Annotated in this window: 21 protein-coding genes and 1 tRNA gene; 16 read left to right on the forward strand and 6 right to left on the reverse strand. The window is 59.7% G+C overall.

Features of this window, described 5'->3' with window-relative positions; translation table 11 throughout:
• Positions 1-609: 609 nt before the first annotated feature.
• Both JAO82_RS10925 and ssb read right to left on the reverse strand, forming a co-directional pair.
• Positions 610-699, reverse strand: a tRNA-Ser gene (locus JAO82_RS10925).
• Between the two features lie 248 nt (positions 700-947).
• Positions 948-1,445, reverse strand: coding sequence for a single-stranded DNA-binding protein (ssb, locus tag JAO82_RS10930; protein WP_198686419.1), 498 nt, complete (start codon positions 1,443-1,445; stop codon positions 948-950).
• A gap of 185 nt (positions 1,446-1,630) precedes the next feature.
• On the opposite strand from ssb, the gene JAO82_RS10935 reads away from it, so the two are divergent.
• Both JAO82_RS10935 and JAO82_RS10940 read left to right on the forward strand, forming a co-directional pair.
• Positions 1,631-2,221: a lytic transglycosylase domain-containing protein gene (locus JAO82_RS10935; protein WP_198686420.1), complete on the forward strand. Its 591-nt coding sequence runs from the start codon at positions 1,631-1,633 to the stop codon at positions 2,219-2,221.
• 168 nt (positions 2,222-2,389) lie between these two features.
• Positions 2,390-2,908 (forward strand): hypothetical protein, encoded by a 519-nt coding sequence (locus tag JAO82_RS10940; RefSeq protein WP_198686421.1) that lies wholly within the window; start codon positions 2,390-2,392, stop codon positions 2,906-2,908.
• 52 nt (positions 2,909-2,960) lie between these two features.
• Here the strand turns inward: JAO82_RS10940 and JAO82_RS10945 are convergent, their stop codons facing one another.
• The 3 genes from JAO82_RS10945 to miaA form a co-directional block, all read right to left on the reverse strand.
• The gene (locus JAO82_RS10945) at positions 2,961-4,628 is read right to left on the reverse strand and encodes an ABC transporter substrate-binding protein (protein ID WP_198686422.1); all 1,668 of its coding nucleotides are present in this window, start codon (positions 4,626-4,628) and stop codon (positions 2,961-2,963) included.
• A 110-nt stretch (positions 4,629-4,738) separates the two neighbouring features.
• Positions 4,739-5,566, reverse strand: a complete 828-nt coding sequence (locus JAO82_RS10950; RefSeq protein ID WP_198686423.1) for a helix-turn-helix domain-containing protein — start codon at positions 5,564-5,566, stop codon at positions 4,739-4,741.
• A gap of 36 nt (positions 5,567-5,602) precedes the next feature.
• Entirely contained in the window at positions 5,603-6,493 is an 891-nt protein-coding gene (miaA, locus tag JAO82_RS10955; protein WP_198686424.1) for a tRNA (adenosine(37)-N6)-dimethylallyltransferase MiaA, read from the reverse strand.
• A gap of 120 nt (positions 6,494-6,613) precedes the next feature.
• On the opposite strand from miaA, the gene pyrH reads away from it, so the two are divergent.
• The 12 genes from pyrH to lpxB all read left to right on the forward strand — a co-directional run bounded on the left by pyrH (position 6,614) and on the right by lpxB (position 18,484).
• A complete protein-coding gene (gene pyrH, locus JAO82_RS10960; RefSeq protein ID WP_198686425.1) occupies positions 6,614-7,360 on the forward strand; it encodes a UMP kinase in 747 nt (248 codons plus the stop codon).
• A 45-nt stretch (positions 7,361-7,405) separates the two neighbouring features.
• The gene (frr, locus tag JAO82_RS10965) at positions 7,406-7,969 is read left to right on the forward strand and encodes a ribosome recycling factor (RefSeq protein WP_198686426.1); all 564 of its coding nucleotides are present in this window, start codon (positions 7,406-7,408) and stop codon (positions 7,967-7,969) included.
• 9 nt (positions 7,970-7,978) lie between these two features.
• Positions 7,979-8,710 (forward strand): polyprenyl diphosphate synthase, encoded by a 732-nt coding sequence (uppS, locus tag JAO82_RS10970; RefSeq protein ID WP_198686427.1) that lies wholly within the window; start codon positions 7,979-7,981, stop codon positions 8,708-8,710.
• Positions 8,707-9,495, forward strand: a complete 789-nt coding sequence (locus JAO82_RS10975) for a phosphatidate cytidylyltransferase (protein ID WP_198686428.1) — start codon at positions 8,707-8,709, stop codon at positions 9,493-9,495. Before uppS ends, JAO82_RS10975 begins: the two co-directional genes overlap by 4 nt.
• Positions 9,495-10,667: a 1-deoxy-D-xylulose-5-phosphate reductoisomerase gene (gene dxr / locus JAO82_RS10980; protein ID WP_198686429.1), complete on the forward strand. Its 1,173-nt coding sequence runs from the start codon at positions 9,495-9,497 to the stop codon at positions 10,665-10,667. Before JAO82_RS10975 ends, dxr begins: the two co-directional genes overlap by 1 nt.
• A 5-nt stretch (positions 10,668-10,672) precedes the next feature.
• Positions 10,673-12,025, forward strand: a complete 1,353-nt coding sequence (gene rseP / locus JAO82_RS10985) for an RIP metalloprotease RseP (RefSeq protein ID WP_198686430.1) — start codon at positions 10,673-10,675, stop codon at positions 12,023-12,025.
• 211 nt (positions 12,026-12,236) lie between these two features.
• On the forward strand, positions 12,237-14,606 hold the full coding sequence (gene bamA / locus JAO82_RS10990; protein ID WP_198686431.1) for an outer membrane protein assembly factor BamA: 2,370 nt from the start codon (positions 12,237-12,239) through the stop codon (positions 14,604-14,606).
• Between the two features lie 43 nt (positions 14,607-14,649).
• On the forward strand, positions 14,650-15,213 hold the full coding sequence (locus JAO82_RS10995) for an OmpH family outer membrane protein (RefSeq protein WP_198686432.1): 564 nt from the start codon (positions 14,650-14,652) through the stop codon (positions 15,211-15,213).
• A gap of 69 nt (positions 15,214-15,282) precedes the next feature.
• Positions 15,283-15,747 (forward strand): 3-hydroxyacyl-ACP dehydratase FabZ, encoded by a 465-nt coding sequence (gene fabZ, locus JAO82_RS11000; protein ID WP_198686433.1) that lies wholly within the window; start codon positions 15,283-15,285, stop codon positions 15,745-15,747.
• Positions 15,748-15,750: 3 nt separating this feature from the next.
• A complete protein-coding gene (gene lpxA, locus JAO82_RS11005) occupies positions 15,751-16,536 on the forward strand; it encodes an acyl-ACP--UDP-N-acetylglucosamine O-acyltransferase (protein WP_198686434.1) in 786 nt (261 codons plus the stop codon).
• 5 nt (positions 16,537-16,541) lie between these two features.
• The gene (locus tag JAO82_RS11010; protein WP_198686435.1) at positions 16,542-17,330 is read left to right on the forward strand and encodes an LpxI family protein; all 789 of its coding nucleotides are present in this window, start codon (positions 16,542-16,544) and stop codon (positions 17,328-17,330) included.
• Entirely contained in the window at positions 17,330-18,484 is a 1,155-nt protein-coding gene (gene lpxB / locus JAO82_RS11015) for a lipid-A-disaccharide synthase (protein WP_198686436.1), read from the forward strand. Before JAO82_RS11010 ends, lpxB begins: the two co-directional genes overlap by 1 nt.
• Here lpxB and mnmA read toward each other — a convergent pair.
• Entirely contained in the window at positions 18,478-19,623 is a 1,146-nt protein-coding gene (mnmA, locus tag JAO82_RS11020; RefSeq protein WP_198686437.1) for a tRNA 2-thiouridine(34) synthase MnmA, read from the reverse strand. The genes lpxB and mnmA overlap by 7 nt on opposite strands.
• A gap of 128 nt (positions 19,624-19,751) precedes the next feature.
• Between mnmA and sciP the strand changes: the two genes are divergently transcribed.
• Together sciP and ctrA are read left to right on the forward strand one after the other, a co-directional pair.
• A complete protein-coding gene (sciP, locus tag JAO82_RS11025) occupies positions 19,752-20,030 on the forward strand; it encodes a CtrA inhibitor SciP (protein ID WP_198686438.1) in 279 nt (92 codons plus the stop codon).
• A 100-nt stretch (positions 20,031-20,130) separates the two neighbouring features.
• Entirely contained in the window at positions 20,131-20,847 is a 717-nt protein-coding gene (gene ctrA / locus JAO82_RS11030) for a response regulator transcription factor CtrA (protein ID WP_198686439.1), read from the forward strand.
• Positions 20,848-20,884 lie beyond the last annotated feature (37 nt).

The raw sequence follows: 20,884 nt of genomic DNA on the forward strand, positions 1-20,884 counted from the left end.
CAAGGGGCTGCTGAACACCACTCCGCCCGTGCCGGAAGCAGAGGCCCTGAACCAGCGGGTCTGGAACCCCTTGCCCTATCACCGCTATCGCGGTGCGGACGAGTAACAGCCTGCTGAAATAGCCGCCAGTTAGGATTGCGGTGCGTGCAAGCTAGAAAAAACCCTAACCCAGATCTTGGGTTAGGGTTCGTTTATGTTGCCCACTTACGCCCCCTCCTGAACTGGATTGCATCGGTGTCGACCGGCCCCATTCGACGAGCAACCTGCTCGGCGAGGACTTTTGCGTCGCGAAAGAACAGCGTTTCTGGCTCCACTAAACTGGCAATGTTGTCAAAGAGAGGCCGAAGACAGTTCGGGCCAAGGCAAAGGGCCATTTGCACGCTATTTGCCGGGCCGAACCGCGCGTCCCTCCCAATGACAGCTGCCACCGGAAACGCTGATCCAGTGTCCGAATGCCGAGGATCGATTGCTTAGGGCAGCAGCCAAAACAGCCACTGCATGGCCCGACGCATTCCAGTACCGCCATGCTCCAGCGTCTTCTGAGACGATCCGAGTCATGGTGGGGGCATTTCAGTGTCTATTTGAGAACAACGGCTTAACATGTAGTGATGGAGGAGCAGGTGGGATTCGAACCCACGGGACCCGCAAAGGCCCGGTCGCTTTCAAGGCGACAGCAATCGACCACTCTGCCACTGCTCCGTCACGATTCCTTACCTAAACGCGTCCGATCTATTTGCCAAGGCCGGGATCGACACAAAGTCATGGAACTGATCCTGCGAGCAGATGAAACCGCAGGGTTCCGAACAACGACCTCTTCGGTGCCGCCGAATATATTGCAGAAACAATGGAAACTTTGATTTCGGCCATAGAAAAAGGGCTGGCGATCGCCAGCCCGGTGGGAAGACTGCAGAACTTTAGGAAAGTTTACATCTGTATCAAAACCGGCGTTAGAATGGGATTTCGTCATCCATATCACGTGACGAGGGCGCGCTGCTGCCGCCACCACCACCACCGCCATAGCGATCATCTTGTGGGCCGCTGTCATAGCCGCCACCAAAGTCACCCCCGCCGCCGCGCTGGCCGCCGCCTTCGCCGCGCCCATCCAGCATTGTCAAGGTGCCATCAAATCCTTGCAAGACGACCTCGGTTGAATAGCGGTCCTGACCGCTTTGATCTTGCCATTTGCGGGTCTGCAGCTTGCCCTCGATATAGACCTTGGAGCCCTTGCGCAGATATTGCTCGGCGATACGCACCAGCCCATCTTGGAAGATCGCGACCGAATGCCATTCGGTGCGTTCGCGCCGCTCGCCGGTGTTGCGGTCCTTCCAGGTTTCCGATGTGGCAATGCGCAGATTGCAGACTTTGCCCCCGTTCTGGAATGTCCGGACTTCGGGATCTCGGCCCAGGTTTCCGATAAGAATGACTTTATTGACTGATCCGGACATGTCGGCTCCTGCTGGTGTCATAAAAATTCGTTCGCCGCGAATCCCGGCAAGCGACCCGGCCACAGCCTATACCTCCTGCAGGAAGGTTGAAACACGGTTAACGATGGTGATCGCATCAAGACCTTCCAATTTTAGCGTTTGGCGGTATATTGCCCAGCAATAATAAAGGGACAGGATGTCAGCTGATGTATCGGATCGCGTCAGGGATCTTTGTTTTTGGTCTGGTATTGTCGGCAGGGGCCGACACGGCCGGTGCTGATGTCCTGAAAGATCGCGAGCGCCGGGCGATGTTCGCTTCAAAGACCAAGGTGCTGGATACGCGCGCGTCGGTGCAATACAACAATTCGGTCAGCCTGCAGCCACCAAGGGTAAACACGCCCGGAAAGTTCTCGAAAACCTATACCGGCAAATATCGGGGCGAATATTTTCAGATGGCGCAGGAAGCCGCGCGGCGCCATCGCATTCCCGAAGATCTTTTTGTGCGGTTGGTGCAGCAGGAATCAGGCTGGAATCCGCGCGCCAAATCGCACAAGGGCGCGCTTGGGTTGGCGCAGCTGATGCCACACACAGCGGCGGCACTGGGGGTGGACCCGGCGGACCCGTACCAAAATCTTGATGGTGGAGCGCGCTATCTGGCGCGCCAGTTCAGGGAATTCGGAACCTGGAAACTGGCGCTGGCGGCCTATAACGCTGGCCCTGGGGCCGTGCGCAAATATGGCGGTGTGCCGCCGTATCAGGAAACCCGCAATTATGTGGTGGTGATTGCCGGCAACTGACGCGAAGCGCGCCGGCGTTTTCTCGCTTATTTTTGGTGATCGGTCGGAGTTCTTGCAGCCGTGATGGTTTGGGCAGGGGAACCTTTGCGCCTGTCCGAGGTTGTGGAGGCAGAAATCGTACCCGTGGCCGGTTTGCGAGCCGGTCGGGGAAAAAGGGAGAGCACTGCCATGTCGACCCAAGTATTTTTACGCACCAGCGTCGCTGCTGTCACGTTTGCTTTGACCGCGCCATTCATGTTGAGCGCCGAGGACGCTGCGGTGAAGGAAATCACCGTGACCGCCGAGCCGGCCACCGCCGACGGGATGAATGCAATGATGTATTACCCTCAGATGGAGGCGGACCTGCAACAGGCAATTGCGGAACGGGTACCGGTCTCGGATGCGGCCAAGGGGTATGACGTGCATGTTTCCTTAAACAGGGTTGCGTTGAACGGTGAAACGATGCTGCCTGAAAGTCAGGAATTCAACTCCATGCAGGGCACCGTCACCATCACCAGCCCCCAGACAACTGCCGCGCCGCGCAGTTATCCGGTGAATCTTCGGGCCAGTTCAGCCGGGCCCGCCCCCGAAGGGTTCGTGACTATCGAACCCGGTCCGAACGAATTTTATTCGGCGATGATCGCTGCCTTTGCCGATATCGTGGCGCAGGATCTGCCCGAACATATGCCGACCGATTACGCCCGCTGAGGTGTATGATTTGGGTCAAACAGGGCCGTCGCGGGGAACTGCGGCGGGCTTCTCAGCCTGCAAAGCCGATTTTGTAAAGATGGATCTCATTCGCGGGGTGCCGTTCCGCATTGATCAGGCTGCCAATATGGTGATTGTACAGCGAGCGCCAATAAGGCTGAACAATGACGGCATCTTCGCGCAAAAGCTGTTCGATCTGTCTGATCACCTCACGCCGCTTGTCGGCAACCGCGATGGAATTGGCCAGCGTGATCAGCCGGTCGAACTCGGGGCTGGAATAGCCGGTCTCGTTCCAAGCCGTGCCCGAGCGGTAGGCCAATGTCAGGATCTGGATCTCGAGTGGTCGATGGTTCCACTGGGTTGCGCTGAAGGGGTGGCTGGTCCAATCTTGGCGAAAGCGCGGCCCCGGCAGGATCGTGCGCCGCACCTTGATGCCCGCGTCCAATAATTGAGCCGCCATGGCATCGCCGGTATTGCGCTGCCAATCGTCATCAATGGTGATGAGGTTGTGTTCATAATCGGCCATCCCGGCCGCTTGCAACAGTTCCCGGGCCTGTTCCGGGTCAAAGGGTGCGGCGCCGATATCGACATAGGCGGGATGAATCGGGCAGACATGGTGGTTTGCGGCGATTTCACCGCGATTGGTATAGCCCAGTTCCAGCAAAACCGCATTGTTCACCGCCAATGCGAGGGCGCGGCGCACCCGTGTGTCGGCATAAGGTTTGATGCCGTCGACTTCGGCGTTCTGGTTGCCGCGCAGCACGATGGTGGCGGCCGTCAGGGTCTGGGTTTTGGTCCAGCCAATCATATCCATCACATCGATGACGTCGCCGACGGTTTCATAAAGCAGGTCTATTTCACCGGCCCGCGCCGCACTTACCCAGTTGAAGGGGTCAGGGCCGTAATCAATGAATTCGACCCGATCGACGTAGGGGCCGCCATAAATCTCGGTTCCCCACCAAGGATGATCGGTGGCGCGTTCCAGGATGCAGGATTTGCCGACCTCGATGCTGACCGGGCGGAATGGCCCGGTGCCGATGCCATTTTCGAACGGGTCGCCGCCGGTATAGCTGGCGTGGGTGATCGCTGCCGGGAAATCCGACATATTGGCGATCAAGGCGACGTCGGGTGTGGAGAGCGTCAGCACCACCGTGTGATCGTCCGGAGTCGTCACCGCACCATCGCGCAGCTGCCCGGATTCATCGTCGATCAACCCACCCATGCGCGATGCCATCGAGTTCGCTGCCAAATCGGTGTCGCACCAGCCCTTGATGTTGCGTTCTACGTCGCGCGCGGTGAAGTCATCACCGTTGTTCCATTTGATACCTTTGCGCAGGTGCAGAATATAACCGGTCGCGTCCTCGTTCACTTCCCAACCTTGCAGAAGCATGGGCCGGAACGAGCCGTCGCTTTCGTATTCCACGAGGTATTCCAGAAAGCCCCGTGTCTGATTGCCCGGCTCGGACCATTCATAGGTGCGGGGATCTCCCAGAGCTTTGACAGTCATTTCAATGCGCAATGTACCTCCCGATTTTATCGCCGGCTGCGCTGTGGCGGGCTGCGCTGCATTGATCAGGCTATAAGCAGCGGCACCACCGACACCCAAAGCGGTGGCGCGGGTCAGGAATTCACGGCGTCCGATCTGACCAGCAAAATACTCGCTGGCATGCATCCGCGCTGCCGGATGGACTTTATCAGAGGGAGGAGGGGACTGTGTCATCCTGTTGCGGTTTCCTTCAATACGATCCGGCGTGACCAAGCGTCTCAGGCATCATTCGGCAGTAGTTTTCGGAAGGGGTCAAGCGCAGAGCGGGTGCACATGGATTTACTTCATAGGCCTGACGGATCAGCCGGCGCAGCCGCTGCTCGGCGCAGCGCGACCGGCGGGTGACCGGTTTGTTGCTGGATGAAGCGGGCGAAATGCGCGACGTCCTTGAAGCCCAGTTGCTGCGCGACTTCCGATACCGGTGCCTGCGTCTCGCCCAGCAATTGACGCGATGCATGTAGCAGGCGTTCGGTCAGAAGGGCGGCGGCGGACTTGCCGGTTTCGGCTTGGCAGGCGTGCGCCAGATCGGTCGAGGTGGTATTCAATGCGCGGGCATGGTCGGCCAATGTGGCACCACTGCTAAAGGTGCTTGCGAGTCGGGCAAAGTAAGCGCGGCTAAGGCTGCGCTCTTGCGTCTCGGGCGCGGTGGCCGGAGCGTCTTCAGGGATTTGGCGGCGCAACCAGATCGCGGCCAGATACGCATATGCCGTCATCGCGCTTTGGCCTAGCGGGCGACGGTCTGATTGCTCGCGTGCCAGCGAATCCAGCAAAAGGGTCAGGTCGGCCTGCGCCCGCGCGTCGCGGATCCGGAGATGTTGTACCGTTTCGGGAAAACGCAAGCCGCTGGACGGAGGGATAAATAACGCCTGTCCAAACCCTTGCCGCCCCATATCCAGCGCCATCAGGTGCCGCGCCGGAACGAAGATTGCATTATGCGTCCCGATGCCGGTTCGCGCGCCGTCCAGCAGCGCGACGCCCTGACCGCGGGTAACCCAGATTAGGACGTGATCGCCCCAGTCATGTACAAGATCCAGTTTCCAACTGCCCCCTTTCGACAGCTGCCCGAGGGTGACTAAATGGATTTCGGTGGATTCAGAGGGAGCGAAATTCATAATGGTCCGGGCTCTTTCCGTCGTTCGTATTTCAGGTCAGCCCGCTTGCTCACCGCCACGCGGTTGCAGCCTGTGCCACTTGTCCAGCCGTGAGCGAAACCAGGTACGCTGGCGTTTTGCAAATTGCCGGGTCGAGATGACGACACGGGCACGGGCCTCGTCCAATGTACACGTGCCACGGCGATAGGCCACCAATTCGGGCACGCCGATGGCCTTGAAAGCGGGCAGGGTGGCATCAAATTGCCGATCCATCGCCGCAACTTCGTCCAGGGCGCCCTGTTCCAGCATCTGGTCGAATCGCGACAGGATTCGTTGGTTGAGCCAGTCGCGCTCGGCCTCGATCAAAAGCGGCACGGTCGCGGTGATCGGCAGATCCGGGGGCGGGGTGTGCGCCTGCCATTCGGCTAAACTGCGCCCGGTCGCTGTGCGGACTTCCCAGGCGCGCTGCACCCGGGCGCGGTTTCGCAGGTCGATCCGCGCCGCACTGCGGGCGTCCAACCCGGCGATCAGTGCATCCAGCGGCATCGCATCTGCGTCGCTGCGGATGCTGGGCGGGGTCGGCGGGATTTCCGCCAGCCCCTCGGTCAACGCGGCAAAGTAAAGACCGGTGCCCCCGACAATGATCGGGCGTTGAGCACCTTCTAAGATCGGGCGCACCTCACGTAGCCAGTGCCCGACCGAGTACGGCTGATCAAAAGCGACATGACCATAAAGTCGGTGCGGCGCGACAGCTTCGTCCTGCAATGAGGGCCGAGCAGTGATGACACGCCAGCAATCATAGACTTGGCTGGCATCGGCATTGATGATCACGCCGCCTGCCTGACGGGCGATCTCAAGTGCCAGCGCTGACTTGCCCGAAGCCGTCGGGCCGGCAATCAGCACCGGGCAGTCTGAGGGGATCGTGGGAAGGCCGCTAAAAGCGCTCATACTGTGGTCCCTTTGGGGTTGTGATGGCAAAGTCACATTGTTGCCCAAGGCACATTGAACCCCGGCGCGATTTGCTTCATTTTACAATTAAATTAACCCCGTCCAGCGGTGGAGCGCAACATGACCCCTTCCGACACATTTCCCGAGCTGCAGTCTGAAACAACCTATAAACGGGTCTTGTTGAAGATTTCCGGCGAGGCGCTGATGGGCGATCAGGCCTATGGCCTGCATCCGCCAACCGTTGCGCGCATCGCCCAAGAGGTGCAATCGGTGCGGGATCTGGGGGTCGAGATCTGCATGGTGATCGGGGGTGGCAACATCTTTCGAGGGTTGCAGGGCTCGGCTCAGGGGATGGAGCGCACCACCGCAGATTACATGGGCATGCTGGCCACAGTGATGAACGCGCTGGCCATGCAAAGCGCGCTTGAGGCGCTGAGCATCCACACCCGCGTGATCAGTGCCATCCGCATGGACGAGGTGGCCGAGCCCTATATCCGCCGCCGTGCCGTCCGCCATCTGGAAAAGAAACGCGTCTGCATCTTTGCCGCAGGCACTGGCAACCCTTATTTCACCACGGATACAGCAGCAACTTTGCGAGCGAATGAAATGGCGTGTGAGGCGATCTTCAAGGGGACCAAAGTGGACGGGGTCTATGACAAGGACCCGGCGAAATTCGACGATGCGGAACGCTATGACACGATCAGTTATGATGACGTGCTGACCAAGCGGCTTGGTGTCATGGATGCCAGCGCGATTGCCCTTGCGCGGGACAACAACTTGCCGATTATCGTCTTTTCACTGGACGAACCCGGTGGCTTTCGCGGCATTCTGGCAGGTCGTGGGACCTATACAAAGGTGTATGGCTAACGCTATAGACCGACAAATGGCGCGATCAGGATTGAGGAGAGCTGTATGTCAGCAGATTTTGAACTGGATATAGGCGATCTGGAAAGACGCATGGAAGGCGCACTTGCGGCGCTGCGCACGGAGTTCGCTTCGCTGCGCACCGGGCGGGCCAGCGCGTCGATGCTTGAGCCGGTGATGGTTGAAGCCTATGGCCAGCGCACCCCGATCAATCAGGTCGGAACCGTAAACGTACCCGAGCCGCGCATGGTGACGATCAACGTCTGGGACAAGAGTATGGTCGGCAAGGTGGAAAAGGCGATCCGCGAAAGCGGGCTGGGAATTAATCCGCAGCTGAACGGCACAATCATCATGCTGCCGATTCCGGAACTGAATGAAGAGCGGCGCCGCGAGCTTACCAAAGTCGCCGGTCAATATGCGGAAAGCGCCCGTGTGGCGATCCGCAATATCCGCCGCGACGGCATGGACCAGATCCGCAAGGCCAAGGCGGATAATCTGTCTGAGGACGATCAGAAGCTCTGGGAGAACGAGGTGCAGGAACTGACCAACCGCAATATCGCCATTGTGGACAGCCAGTTGGAAACCAAGCAAGCCGAAATCATGCAGGTCTGAACCTAGTTGATGAAAGCCAGTTTTCTCAATGCACCCAAGGGCGGGCCGCGCCACGTTGCCATCATCATGGATGGCAACGGACGCTGGGCCACCATGCGAGGGCGGCCACGGCTGTTTGGGCATCATGCCGGTGCGCGCCGCGTGCGGGAAATACTGAAGGCCTGTCCGGACCTTGGGATCAAATACCTGACGATATTCGCTTTCTCGACCGAAAACTGGAAGCGCACGCAGGACGAGGTGGCCGGGCTGATGAGCCTGTTTCGGCGCTATATCATCAAGGAAACACGGGCGCTGAGCGCTTATGGCGTGCGGGTGCGCTTTATTGGTGATCGCCCGCGACTGGACGCCAAGCTGATCGCATTGATGGATGAGCTTGAAGCAGAAACCAGCAATAATGACCGCGTTCATCTGACAATCGCGCTGAACTATGGGGGCCGTGACGAGGTCGCCCGCGCGACCAAGCGGTTGGCGCAAGATGTGGCCGAAGGTCATCTGCGCCCGGAAGACGTAGATGAAGAAACGCTTCCCCGATATCTGGATACCCATGTTTTGCCCGACCCGGATCTGGTGATCCGGACCAGTGGCGAGGCGCGGATTTCTAACTTTTTGCTTTGGCAGTCGGCCTATGCGGAATATGAGTTCATCGACACGCTTTGGCCTGATTTTACTGCTAGTGAGTTACGCAATCTTTGTATCAGCTATGGGGCGCGGGATCGACGCTTTGGCGCGGTAACGTCATGAGCGCGCAGGGGCGGTGGTCAGATCTGGGCCCGCGTATCGGCTCGGCAGTGGTTCTTGTGGCGGTATCGCTGGCGGCGGTGTGGATCGGCGGCGCGGTGTTTCAGGGCTTTATCGCTCTGGCTTGCAGTGCGATGGTCTGGGAGCTGACACGGATGCTGGACCCTGCGATGCGAAATCGGGCGGTTCCGTTGGGCCTACTGGGGGGCGCGGCAATCTTTGCAGCGGTATATCTGCCCGCCATCGCGGGAATCGCTCTGTTGCTGGCTGTCGCGCTTATCGGCGGCGCGGTCCTGTCGCGCCATCGGGTGATCCTTGTGCTTTACGGTGCGCTGATCCTGTTGGCGGGCTATGAAATGATCGCCTTGCGCGCGGTTTCGGTTGTCTGGCTGCTGTGGTTGATTTCTGTCGTCATCGCCTCGGATGTGGCCGGGTATTTTGCCGGCAAGGTCATCGGCGGGGCGAAGTTCTGGCCCCGGATCAGTCCCAACAAGACCTGGTCGGGCACCGGCGCAGGTTGGCTGGGGGCGGCGCTGGTCGGACTGGGCTTTGCCGTGACGCAAAACGTCACACTGGCGCTGGTGCCGATGTCAGTGCTGGTCGCGTTCGCAGCGCAGATGGGTGACATTGCCGAAAGCGCGATCAAACGGCGCGTCGGTGTCAAGGATTCCAGCGGGCTGATTCCGGGCCATGGCGGGTTCCTTGATCGGTTCGATGGTATGCTCGGGGCGGCGCTATTGGTTCTATTGATCGGCGCATGGATAGGCCTGCCGCAAGGGACGTTCTGATGCGGCGGGTGACGATCCTTGGAGCCACGGGATCGGTGGGGCAGAATACCATCGACCTGCTCACGCGAGCACCCGATGCTTATGACGTGGTGGCGCTGACCGGCGGTGGCAATATTGCACAACTTGCCCGCGACGCCATTGCGCTGAACGCTGAAATTGCGGTGACAGCGCATGAAAACCGGCTGCAGGACCTGCGCGCCGCACTGGCGGGCAGCGGCGTCGCCGCGGCGGCAGGTGCCGAGGCACTGGTCGAGGCGGCGGCGCGACCCGCCGATTGGGTTATGTCGGCGATTGTAGGCGCGGCGGGGCTGAAGCCGGGGCTGATGGCGCTGCAGCAGGGCGCGACGCTGGCACTGGCCAACAAGGAATCGCTGGTTTGCGCCGGGGCGCTGGTGCGCGAGACGGCTGCCCGTAACGACGCCCGGTTATTGCCTGTGGACAGCGAACATTCCGCTGTGTTTCAGGCCTTGGTGGGCGAGGACATGGCGGCGGTCGAGCGGATTATCCTCACCGCCAGTGGCGGTGCGTTCCGCGACTGGCCGCTGGAAGCGCTGGAGCGGGCGACCTTGGCCGAAGCCTCCTGCCACCCGAATTGGAAGATGGGCCAGCGGATCACGATCGATTCGGCTTCCATGTTTAACAAGGCAATGGAAGTTATTGAGACCTATGAGTTATTTGAAGTCGAGCCCGAACAGATCGAGGTCCTGATCCACCCCGAATCGCTGATCCATGCTCTTGTCGGCTATCGAGACGGTGCGCTCATGGCGCATGTTGGTGCGCCGGATATGCGCCATGCGATCGGCTATGCACTGCACTGGCCCCAGCGCCGCGATCTGCCGATCGAGCGCCTTGATCTCGCGCGGATCGGACAGCTTAGCTTCACTGCGCCCGATGAAATACGCTGGCCAGCGCTGCGGCTGGCGCGCGCGGTCATGGTCCGTGGCGGGTTGAGCGGCGCGGTATTCAACGCCGCCAAGGAACGGGCGCTTGACGGGTTTATCGCCGGGCGCATCGGATTTTGCGACATGGCGCGGGTGGTTGAGGATGTGCTGAGTCGATTTGAATCCGATCCGGGGGTTATCGATGCCGCAACGACTCTTGATAACGTAATGCAAACCGACCATCTCGCACGCATACGCGCCGACGAAATGATGGCGAAACGGGTAAGGTAGATTTCTTGGATATTCTCGCATTAATTCCGCAGTTTGGCGGGCTACTCTATACCATTGTCGCCTTTATTGTTGCGCTGTCGGTCATCGTCGCGGTGCATGAATACGGTCACTACATCGTCGGGCGCTGGTCCGGCATCCATGCCGAGGTGTTCAGCATCGGATTTGGCCCGGTGCTGTTTTCGCGCCGCGACAAACGCGGCACCCGCTGGCAGGTCGCGGCGCTTCCCTTTGGTGGGTACGTGAAGTTTTTGGGCGACGCGGATGCCGCGTCAGGCAAGGATGGCGCGGCGATGCAGGTTGCGGCCCAAGATCCGTCGCAATTGCGCCGCACCATGCATGGGGCTCCGCTCTGGGCACGCACGGCGACGGTGGCGGCGGGACCGGTCTTTAACTTTGCTATGTCGATCCTTGTTTTCGCCGCGATCTTCATGTTCCGGGGCGTCGCGACCGACCCGTTGACCGTTGGCGAACTGCGCCCGTTGCCCGAGGCTTCTGCCTATGATTTGCGCGCCGGGGACGAGGTGCTGGCAATCGCGGATTTGCCCGCGCCGGCGTTCGATGACCCGGCGGCGTGGAGTGACTTTATCGCCGCGATCCCGCGCGAGCGGGTTCTGGATTATCGCGTTCGCCGCGACGATATCGAGACGACGGTATCAGGACCTTATCTGATGCCGCCCTTGGTCGTGCAGGTTGCGCCGCGCAGCGCCGCGATGGATATCGGCCTGAAACCGGGTGATGTGATCCAGTCCATAGCGGGAAACACGGTGTTCGCGTTTGCACAGTTGCGCGAAGCCGTGGAAACATCGAATGGCGCGCCGCTGGCATTGAACGTGTGGCGCGATGGACAGGAATTGGAGTTCGTCCTTGTGCCCCGGCGCACCGACGAGCCCGCAGCCGACGGCGGTTTTCGTAATCAATGGCGGATCGGGATCGCCGGCGGGATGGCATTTGTCCCGGCCACACATGCGGCGGGGCCGGTTCAGGCGCTGACGGGCGCGGTGGTCCAGACATGGGAGATTATCCGCGGTTCTCTGTCGGGGCTTTGGCACATGGTGACTGGCGCGATCAGCACCTGCAACATCTCTGGCCCGATCGGTATCGCCGAAACTTCGGGGGCGATGGCCAGTCAGGGGGCGCAGAGCTTTGTCTGGTTCATCGCTGTGCTGTCCACTGCCGTAGGGCTGCTAAACCTGTTTCCGATCCCGGCGCTGGATGGCGGCCATCTGATGTTTTACGCCTATGAGGCAGTGGCGGGAAAGCCCCCGAGCGACAGCGCGCTGCGGATCCTGATGGCCATCGGTATCTCGTTGATCCTGTCATTGATGGTGTTTGCGATCAGCAATGATCTGTTCTGCTGATCTGCGACCCTTTCGACCGTTTAAACGAATTAGAGGCCTGCCCCTTTGGGGTGGCGCGGCTCGGATCGTGGCGTGATTCTCCGAACCGATTAGAACGACGGACTGAAATTGATGGGCGCCAACAATTGGCTCGTTGGTGCTTTGCTGTTTTGACAAGGCCGAACAATCCCGTTACTCCAAGCGTAATACGGGCAGGAAGTGAGTTATCGAGATGAATTTGGGCAGTCTTTCGCATACATCCTGCGAGCGTCGTAACAAGAAGACCAATATCTTGAATCGGTCGCTTCCGGTTGTTTTCCCCCTGTTTGCAGCGGCTTTTATCTATACTGCAACAGGCGCGCAGGCACAGACATATAGCTTTAACCGGGTTGAGGTCGAAGGCAACCAGCGGGTCCCGACTGGGACCATCGCTAATTATGTCGGTCTCGAAGCCGGCAAGCCGGTCACGGCGGGCGAGTTGAATGATGCCTATCAACGCATTCTTGACAGTGGCGTTTTTGAAACAGTCGAGATTGAGCCGCGTGGCGGTACGCTGCACATCCAAGTGCGTGAATACCCGACGATCAACAGGATCAATTTCGAAGGTAATCGTCGGCTGAAAAGCGAGAATCTGGCTAAGATCATCGAATCGACCGAACGCCGTGTGTTCAGCCCGGCCCAGGCCGAACGCGACGCCGCTACTTTGGCCGAAGCCTATTCGCAGCAGGGGCGCATCGCCGCAACCGTGCGTCCGCGGATCATCAAGCGCAGCAATAACCGCGTCGATCTGGTTTTCGAGATCGCCGAAGGGGCGACGACCGAGGTCGAGCGGGTCAGCTTTGTCGGCAACCGCGCCTATTCCGACGGGCGGCTGCGCCGGGTGCTTGGGACCAAGCAGGCGGGAATTCTACGTGCCTTTGTCAGCTCCGACACGCTGATCGAAGAGCGGATCGAATTTGACAAACAAGTCTTGCGCGATTTCTATCTGTCACGCGGCTATGTCGATTTCCGGGTAAACAGTGCCAATGTCGAATTCACCCGCGAACGCGACGCCTTTTATCTGGTGATGAACATCACCGAGGGCCAGCAATTCCACTTTGGCAATATAACCACGGTAAGCGAGATCCCCGAGGCCAATGCCGCCGATTTCCAGGCCGCGCTCAAGGTCAAGCCGGGGGTGGTCTATTCGCCATCATTGGTTGAAAATTCGATCGCCCGGCTGGAGCGCTTAGCGTTGCGTCAGGGCATTGATTTCCTGCGGGTCGAGCCGCGCATCACCCGCAATGAGCGCAACCAAACGCTGGATGTGGTTTTCGCGCTGACAAAAGGGCCTCGTGTTTTCGTCGAGCGCATCGACATCGAGGGGAACACCACGACGCTGGACCGGGTCGTGCGACAGCAGTTTCGCATTGTTGAGGGCGATCCTTTCAATCCGCGCGAAATCCGTGAAAGCGCTGAACGCATCCGTGCATTGGGCTATTTCGCCGGCGCCGATGTCGACGCACGGCAAGGGTCCAGCCCACAACAGGTGGTCGTCGACGTCAATGTCGAGGAACAGCCGACCGGCTCCTTGAGCCTGGGCGGGTCGTACTCGGCCAATGATGGCTTCGGCATCGCGCTCGGCCTCTCGGAGAATAACTTTCTGGGACGGGGCCAGCGGCTGTCGTTTTCGACCTCGACGGCCGAAGACACAGAAGAATACGTGCTCAGCTTTGTCGAGCCATATCTATTGGGCCGGGATCTGGCGTTCGGGATCAACATGGGGATCTCGAGCCGTGACTCAAGCTTTGCCAACTACAACACCGATCGCGCGTTCTTTAACCCATCCCTGACGTTTCCTTTGGGTGAAAACAGCCGCTTGCAGGTCCGCTATTCTTGGCAGAAGAGCGAGATGGAAACGCGCGGCGATGACGTGAAAACCGGCGTGGTGATCGGCAGCGAAATTGATTTCGGCGAGCGGGACACCAGTTCGTTGGGCTTTACTTACAGCTATGACAGCCGCCGCACCGGTTTGAACCCGAATGCGGGTTGGTTGCTTGAGCTTGGTGCCGATTTTGCTGGCTTGGGGGGCGACAATGAATTCATCCGCACCAATGCCAAAGCCATTGCCCAGACCCGGATCTTGAACGAGGAGGTCACCCTGCGCGCCACGTTCGAGGGCGGTGCACTGCATTGGCGCGGTGACAATTTCAGCCGCACCTTGGACCGGTTCATCTTAACCAGCGATACTTTCCGCGGGTTTGACCCGGCGGGAGTCGGGCCTCGCGATTTTTCGAACGGGGTCAACGATGCGCTAGGTGGCAACCTCTATGCGGTCGCGCGGTTCGAGGCCGAATTCCCGCTTGGCCTGCCCGAAGAGCTGGGCCTGCGCGGCGGCGCGTTTTATGACGTCGGAAACCTGTGGGATCTCGACAATGCGAACACGGCTGCCGCCGGTGCCGATATTCAGGGCGCGGACGGGGCCTGGCGCCAAGTGGTCGGGCTGTCGCTGCTCTGGACCACGGGGATCGGGCCGCTGCGGTTCAATTTTTCCAAGGCTATTAGCAAGGAAGATTACGACGAGGAGCGGTCTTTCGATCTGACCATTCAGGCCCGTTTCTAAGGTGCCGATTGGCGGGGGGATAGCCCGTTCAGGGGCCGGGGCGATGTTTGCCCTGGCCTTAACGTTTGGCACCTCGCTGGGTGCGCAAAACTGGTCGCCGGATCTATCCTATAGCCTACCTTACAGCGCGATCCTGACCGTTGCGCCCGACCGTCTGTTTATCGAATCCGCCTATGGGCAGCGCGTGGTCCGCGAGATCGAGACCGAAGGCGCCGCCTTGGCGACCGAAAACCGTCGTATCGAATCCCAGCTAATGGCGGAAGAGCAGGAACTGACGGGTCTACGCGCCGAGATGGACCCCGGCGAATTTCGCGCTTTGGCCGATGCCTTTGACCAAAAAGTTCAGCGCATCCGGCGCGAGCAGGATGCCAAGGCCCGTGAATTGGGCGAACAGCAGGACCGTGCGCGCAGCGAGTTTCTTGAGGTCGCCCGGCCGGTCTTGGTGACATTGATGCGCGAAAGCGGGGCCAGCGTGATCCTGCAGCGTTCGAGTGTGTTTCTGAGTGCCGACAGCACCGACATCACCGATCTGGCAGTTGCCCGGATCGATGCCGAAATCGGCGATGGCACGCAGGATTCGGAAGTGAGCGATCAGGACCCGCAATAGCGCGCCTTGCCGAGGCCCCCACAGGTTGATAGCTAGGCGCGCATAGCTGCCAGAACCGAGAGACGGAAAATGACAGACAATTTGCAAAGCGCGGATATCCAGTTGATTCAGGCGATCCTGCCGCATCGTTACCCGTTTCTATTGGTGGACCGGGTCGTAGATATCGACGGCACCAACAGTGCCACGGGCATCAAGAACGTCACCATGAACGAGCCGCATTTCCAAGGTCATTTTCCGGGGACGCCGGTAATGCCCGGCGTGACCATAGTCGAAGCGATGGCACAGACAGCGGGGGTGATGATCGGCACCGCTCTGGACATGGCTGACAAGGATTTGCTGATTTATTTCATGTCCATTGATAAATGCAAATTCCGCCGCAAGGTCGGCCCCGGCGATGTACTGGAAATGCGCGTGACCACGTTGCGTGGCAAACCGGGCGGCAAAGTCTGGAAGTTCCGCGGCGAGGCCACAGTTTGTGGTGAGCAGGCCGCCGAGGCCGAGTTTACCGCGATGATCGATTTCCCGAAAGCCTAGGGGATGGGGGGTATCCATCCTTCGGCCGTGATCGAACCGGGCGCGACCATCGGCGCCGAGGTGTCCGTCGGCCCGTTTTGCGTGATCGGCGCGAATGTTGTCCTCGCTGATCGGGTCGAGGTGAAAAGCCATGTTGTCATTACCGGCAATACCGAAATCGGTGCCGATACAGTGATCTTCCCCTTTGCGGTGATCGGCGAAATTCCGCAGGATTTGAAGTTCAAGGGCGAACAAAGCCGTCTGGTGATCGGGGCCCGTAACCGGATCCGCGAACATGTGACGATGAATCCCGGCACCGACGGGGGTGGCGGGATCACCCGTATTGGCGATGACGGGCTGTTTATGGCCGGGTGCCACATTGCCCATGACGCCCAAGTGGGTGACCGCGTGATCGTGGTCAATTCGGCGGCTATCGCCGGTCACTGTGTTCTGGGCGATGATGTTATCATCGGCGGTCTTTCAGGTGTGCACCAATTCGTGCGGATCGGGCGCGGGGCCATCATCGGGGCCGTGACTATGGTGACCAATGATGTGATTCCCTACGGTTTGGTCCAGGCCGAACGGGGCCGACTGCACGGTCTCAATCTTGTCGGCCTGAAGCGGCGCGGCGTGTCGCGCAGCGATATTTCAGCATTGCGCGCGGCATTTCGCGAATTGGAGCAGGGCCGGGGCACGTTTCAAGAGCGCACCAATAGATTGAAACAGGGCAGCGACAGCGAATATGTCCGGGAAATCGTCGATTTCGTCACCGCCCATAGCGACCGCCATTTTCTGACCCCCGGAGGCTGAAGGCGATGCTGGCATTGATTGTCGGATCAGACGATTTGCCCGCTGCATTGCTGGCGGAACTGGACCATCCGCCCCTCATTTGTGCGCTCGAAGGCCATGCACCTGATGGCATTGCGGTTGATATTCTATTTCGGCTGGAACGGCTGGGCACATTTCTGGCCGATCTGAGCGCCCGCGGCGTGCGCGAGGTTTGTTTGGCGGGCGCAATAACCCGTCCGAAAATTGACCCGCAAAAGATTGACGCGGCGACCATGCCGCTGATCCCGATTTTGCAAGACGCGATGATGAAAGGCGATGACGGCGCATTGCGCGCAGTGATCGCGATTTTTGAAGATGCGGGTTTTGCCATCCGTCCGGCGCATGAGATTGCGCCGCGATTGCTGCCGCCGCCGGGCTGCCCGACGCGTCGTCAGGTCGATCAATGTGCCCAAGCAGATGCACTTCGCGGGGCGGCGCTTGTCGGGGCCATGTCGGATGTCGATGTGGGACAATGTTGCGCTGTTCATAATGGTCAGGCACTGGCAATCGAAGCGTTGTTCGGAACTGACTGGCTGCTGGCGAGTCTGCAAGATCGGCCCGATGGGGCGGGCGGTATCCTGTTCAAGGCACCCAAAACGCAGCAGGATCGCCGCGTGGATCTCCCGGCCATCGGGCCACGTACAGTGACTGGCGCGGCGCGGGCGGGGCTGGACGGGATCGTGATTCAGGCCAAAGGGGTGCTGGTGTTGCACCGTGCGCAAGTGATTGCCGAATGTGATCGGCTGGGCCTGTTTCTTTGGGTGCGGGCAAACTGATGCGGGTGTTCCTGATCGCAGGCGAACCGTCTGGCGATGCTCTGGGCGGGGCCTTGATGGAAGGGCTGCGCCAATTGGTGCCGGACATTTCTTTCGACGGGATCGGTGGGCCGTTGATGCAGGCGCAAGGGCTGCAAAGCCGGTTCGCGATGGATGAACTCAGTGTTATGGGCTTGGCCGAAATCCTGCCCAAATACCGGCATCTGAAACGCCGGATTGCCGAGACTGCACATGCGGTGATCGATACTGCGCCCGATGTGCTGATTACCATCGATAGCCCGGATTTCTGCCTGCGCGTGGCGCGACGGGTCAAGGCCGGTTCGTCCATTCGCACAGTCCATTATGTCGCGCCCTCGGTCTGGGCCTGGCGTCCGGGGCGGGCAGCGAAGATGGCGCAGGTGATTGATCATGTGCTGGCGCTGTTGCCGTTCGAACCGCCCTTGATGGAAGCGGCGGGAATGGCATGTGATTTTGTCGGCCACCCGGTTGTCGCGCAAAAGCAGGCCAGCGCCGCTGAGATTACCGCCTTTCGCGCTTCCTATGATCTGGATGCGCCTTATGTTCTGGTTTTGCCCGGGTCGCGCCGCGGCGAAGTGGCGCGGCTGGCGCCGATTTTTGGCGCGGCGCTGACGGTGTTTGCGGCCCGCCATCCGGGACTGAAGCTGGTGCTGCCTGCCGCCGCCTCGGTCGCGGCACTGGTGCACGAGCAGACCGCACATTGGCCGGTTCAGCCGGTTGTTCTTGACCCGCGCGACCACGACCCAGATACGGCACGCGCCCATAAGCGCGCAGCCTTTGCCGGTGCCGAACTGGCGCTCGCGGCTTCGGGCACGGTGTCGCTGGAACTGGCAGCGGCGCAGACGCCGATGGTGGTGGCCTATGATTTCCATTGGCTGACATGGCAGATTATGCGGCGCATGGCGCTGATCGATACCGCGACGCTGGTCAATCTTGTCTCTGACACCCGCACCGTACCGGAATGTCTGGGCCCTGCGTGTAAACCTGATCTGATTGCCGAACGGCTGGGGCAGGTTCATGCTGCCCCGCAGGCGCAGGAAAAGGCGATGGCGCTGACCATGCAGCGCTTGGGGCAGGGCGGCGAGCCGCCGGGGTTACGTGCCGCGCGGGCCGTGTTGGCCGGGTTGGCTCAGTAACCCCGCCAGATCCAGCCACCGCCAAAGATCCGGCTGCCCTCGGATTCATAGAACACACACGCCTGCCCGGGTGAAACGCCCTCCTCGGGGGACAGAAGCTCCACTGTTGCTTCGGTGTCCGAAATGGGCCGCAGGATGGCGTCGCGCGCCGGTCGGGTCGAGCGCACCTTGACCGAAATCTGCCATTCCGGACGGCTGGTCATGGGCGCATCGCCCAGCCAGTTGATCTCGCGTACCGGCACCGTGCGGGTCGCCAGCATGTCTTTGGGGCCGACGATTACATGTCTCTTTTCGACATCTAGTTTTACCACGTAAAGCGGCTCGGTCAGCCCGCCGATGCCCAAGCCCCGGCGCTGGCCGACAGTGTAGTGGATGACGCCGGCATGTTCCCCGAGGACCCGCCCATCGGCATGGACGATTTGTCCGGGATCTGCGGCACCGGGGCGCAGTTTCTCGATCACGCTCGCATAATCGCCGTTTGGTACGAAACAGATATCCTGACTGTCGGGCTTGTCGGCCACGGACAGCCCGTATTGCCCAGCCAAATCGCGGGTTGCCTGTTTGCTGGGCAAATGGCCCAGCGGAAAGCGTAAGAAATCCAGTTGTTCCGGCGTTGTCGGGAACAGGAAATAGCTCTGATCGCGATCGGCATCGGCGGCCCGGTGCAATTCTGGCCCGTTGGCACCGGTCAAGCGCTGGATATAATGCCCCGTCGCCATGCAATCGGCATCCAGATCACGGGCGGTTTCCAGTAGATCCTTGAATTTGACGCGCTCGTTGCAGCGAATGCAAGGCACAGGCGTTGCACCCGCCAGATAGCTGTCGGCGAATTCGTCGATCACTGCATCGCGGAAGATGTTCTCGTAATCCAGCACGTAATGCGGAAAGCCGCGCTCTTCGGCGACCCGGCGGGCATCGTGAATGTCGATCCCGGCGCAGCAGGCGCCTTTTTTCGCCAAGGCTGCCCCGTGATCGTAAAGTTGCAACGTGACCCCGACAACATCATAGCCCTGATCGGCCAGCAAGGCCGCCACGACCGACGAATCGACACCGCCGGACATTGCCACCACAACGCGTGTCTGCGCCGGAGGTTTGGCAAAACCAAGCGAATTCAGTTGCGTGTCGGTGTCCAGCGCCATGGCGCGTCTCCTGATAGGGGAAGGATCCGCAGAATATAGGAAAATTCTACAGATTCTCAAGGGGCTGGCTTCACCGTCCGTTAAGCCACTTGCGGCGATCTTGGGCTGGTAAGCAAGGATGACCAGTGATGATTGAAAAAAACCCGGACGGTCCACGCTCGGTTACTTTGCCGGATGGAACCATCATGACACGGGCCGATCTGCCACCCCCAGAAACAAACCGATGGGTCGCGTCGCGCAAAGCAGCGGTCGTGCGAGGGGTGCTTTATGGGCTGATTCCCAAAAGCGAGGCACTGGCGACATATGATCTGAGCGAGGAGGAATTTTCATCATGGATGCGGGCCGTCACCACCCACGGCGAAGAGGCTCTGAAAGCAACAACAGTGCAAAAGTATCGACAGCTTTAACGTGTATGCATGCGTGGCAGATTTATGGTAACGTGTGATTAACTTTCATCGCACAAGGTTAACGCCACGAAGGTAAACGAAACAGGTGGAGAATATTTAAATGCGCGTGCTGCTTGTCGAGGACGATCCGACGACATCCAAAAGCATCGAAATGATGCTGACCCATGCCAACCTGAATGTCTACGCCACGGATCGCGGCGAAGAAGGCATCGACTTGGCCAAGCTGTATGATTACGATATCATTTTGCTGGACCTGCATTTGCCCGACATGAATGGGCATGAAATTTTGCGTCAACTGCGGTTGGCACGGATCGAGACGCCTATTCTGATCCTGTCGGGGGCCGATGATACAGATAACAAGATCAAGGGGTTTGGGTCCGGGGCCGACGACTATCTGACCAAACCGTTTCACCGAGAGGAACTGGTCGCGCGCATCCACGCCATTGTGCGCCGCTCGAAAGGGCATGCGCAGTCAATCATCCATACCGGTAAGATCGCGGTCAACTTGGATGCCAAGACGGTCGAAGCCGAAGGTCAGCCGGTGCACCTGACCGGCAAAGAGTACCAGATGCTGGAACTTTTGTCGTTGCGCAAGGGGACGACGCTGACCAAGGAAATGTTCTTGAATCACCTTTACGGCGGCATGGACGAACCGGAACTAAAGATCATTGATGTTTTCATCTGCAAGCTTCGCAAAAAGTTGAGCACTGCAACAGATGGTGAATCCTACATCGAAACCGTCTGGGGCCGCGGCTATGTCCTGCGCGATCCGCGCGAGGCTGGCGAGAATAACTGCCGTTTGGTGGTTGGTGCTTGAGTTTGCCTTGTACCGCGCTCAGGCGGGCGGCCGCGCC

Source organism: Pontibaca salina (assembly GCF_016307205.1).
GTDB classification, from domain to species: domain Bacteria; phylum Pseudomonadota; class Alphaproteobacteria; order Rhodobacterales; family Rhodobacteraceae; genus Pontibaca; species Pontibaca salina.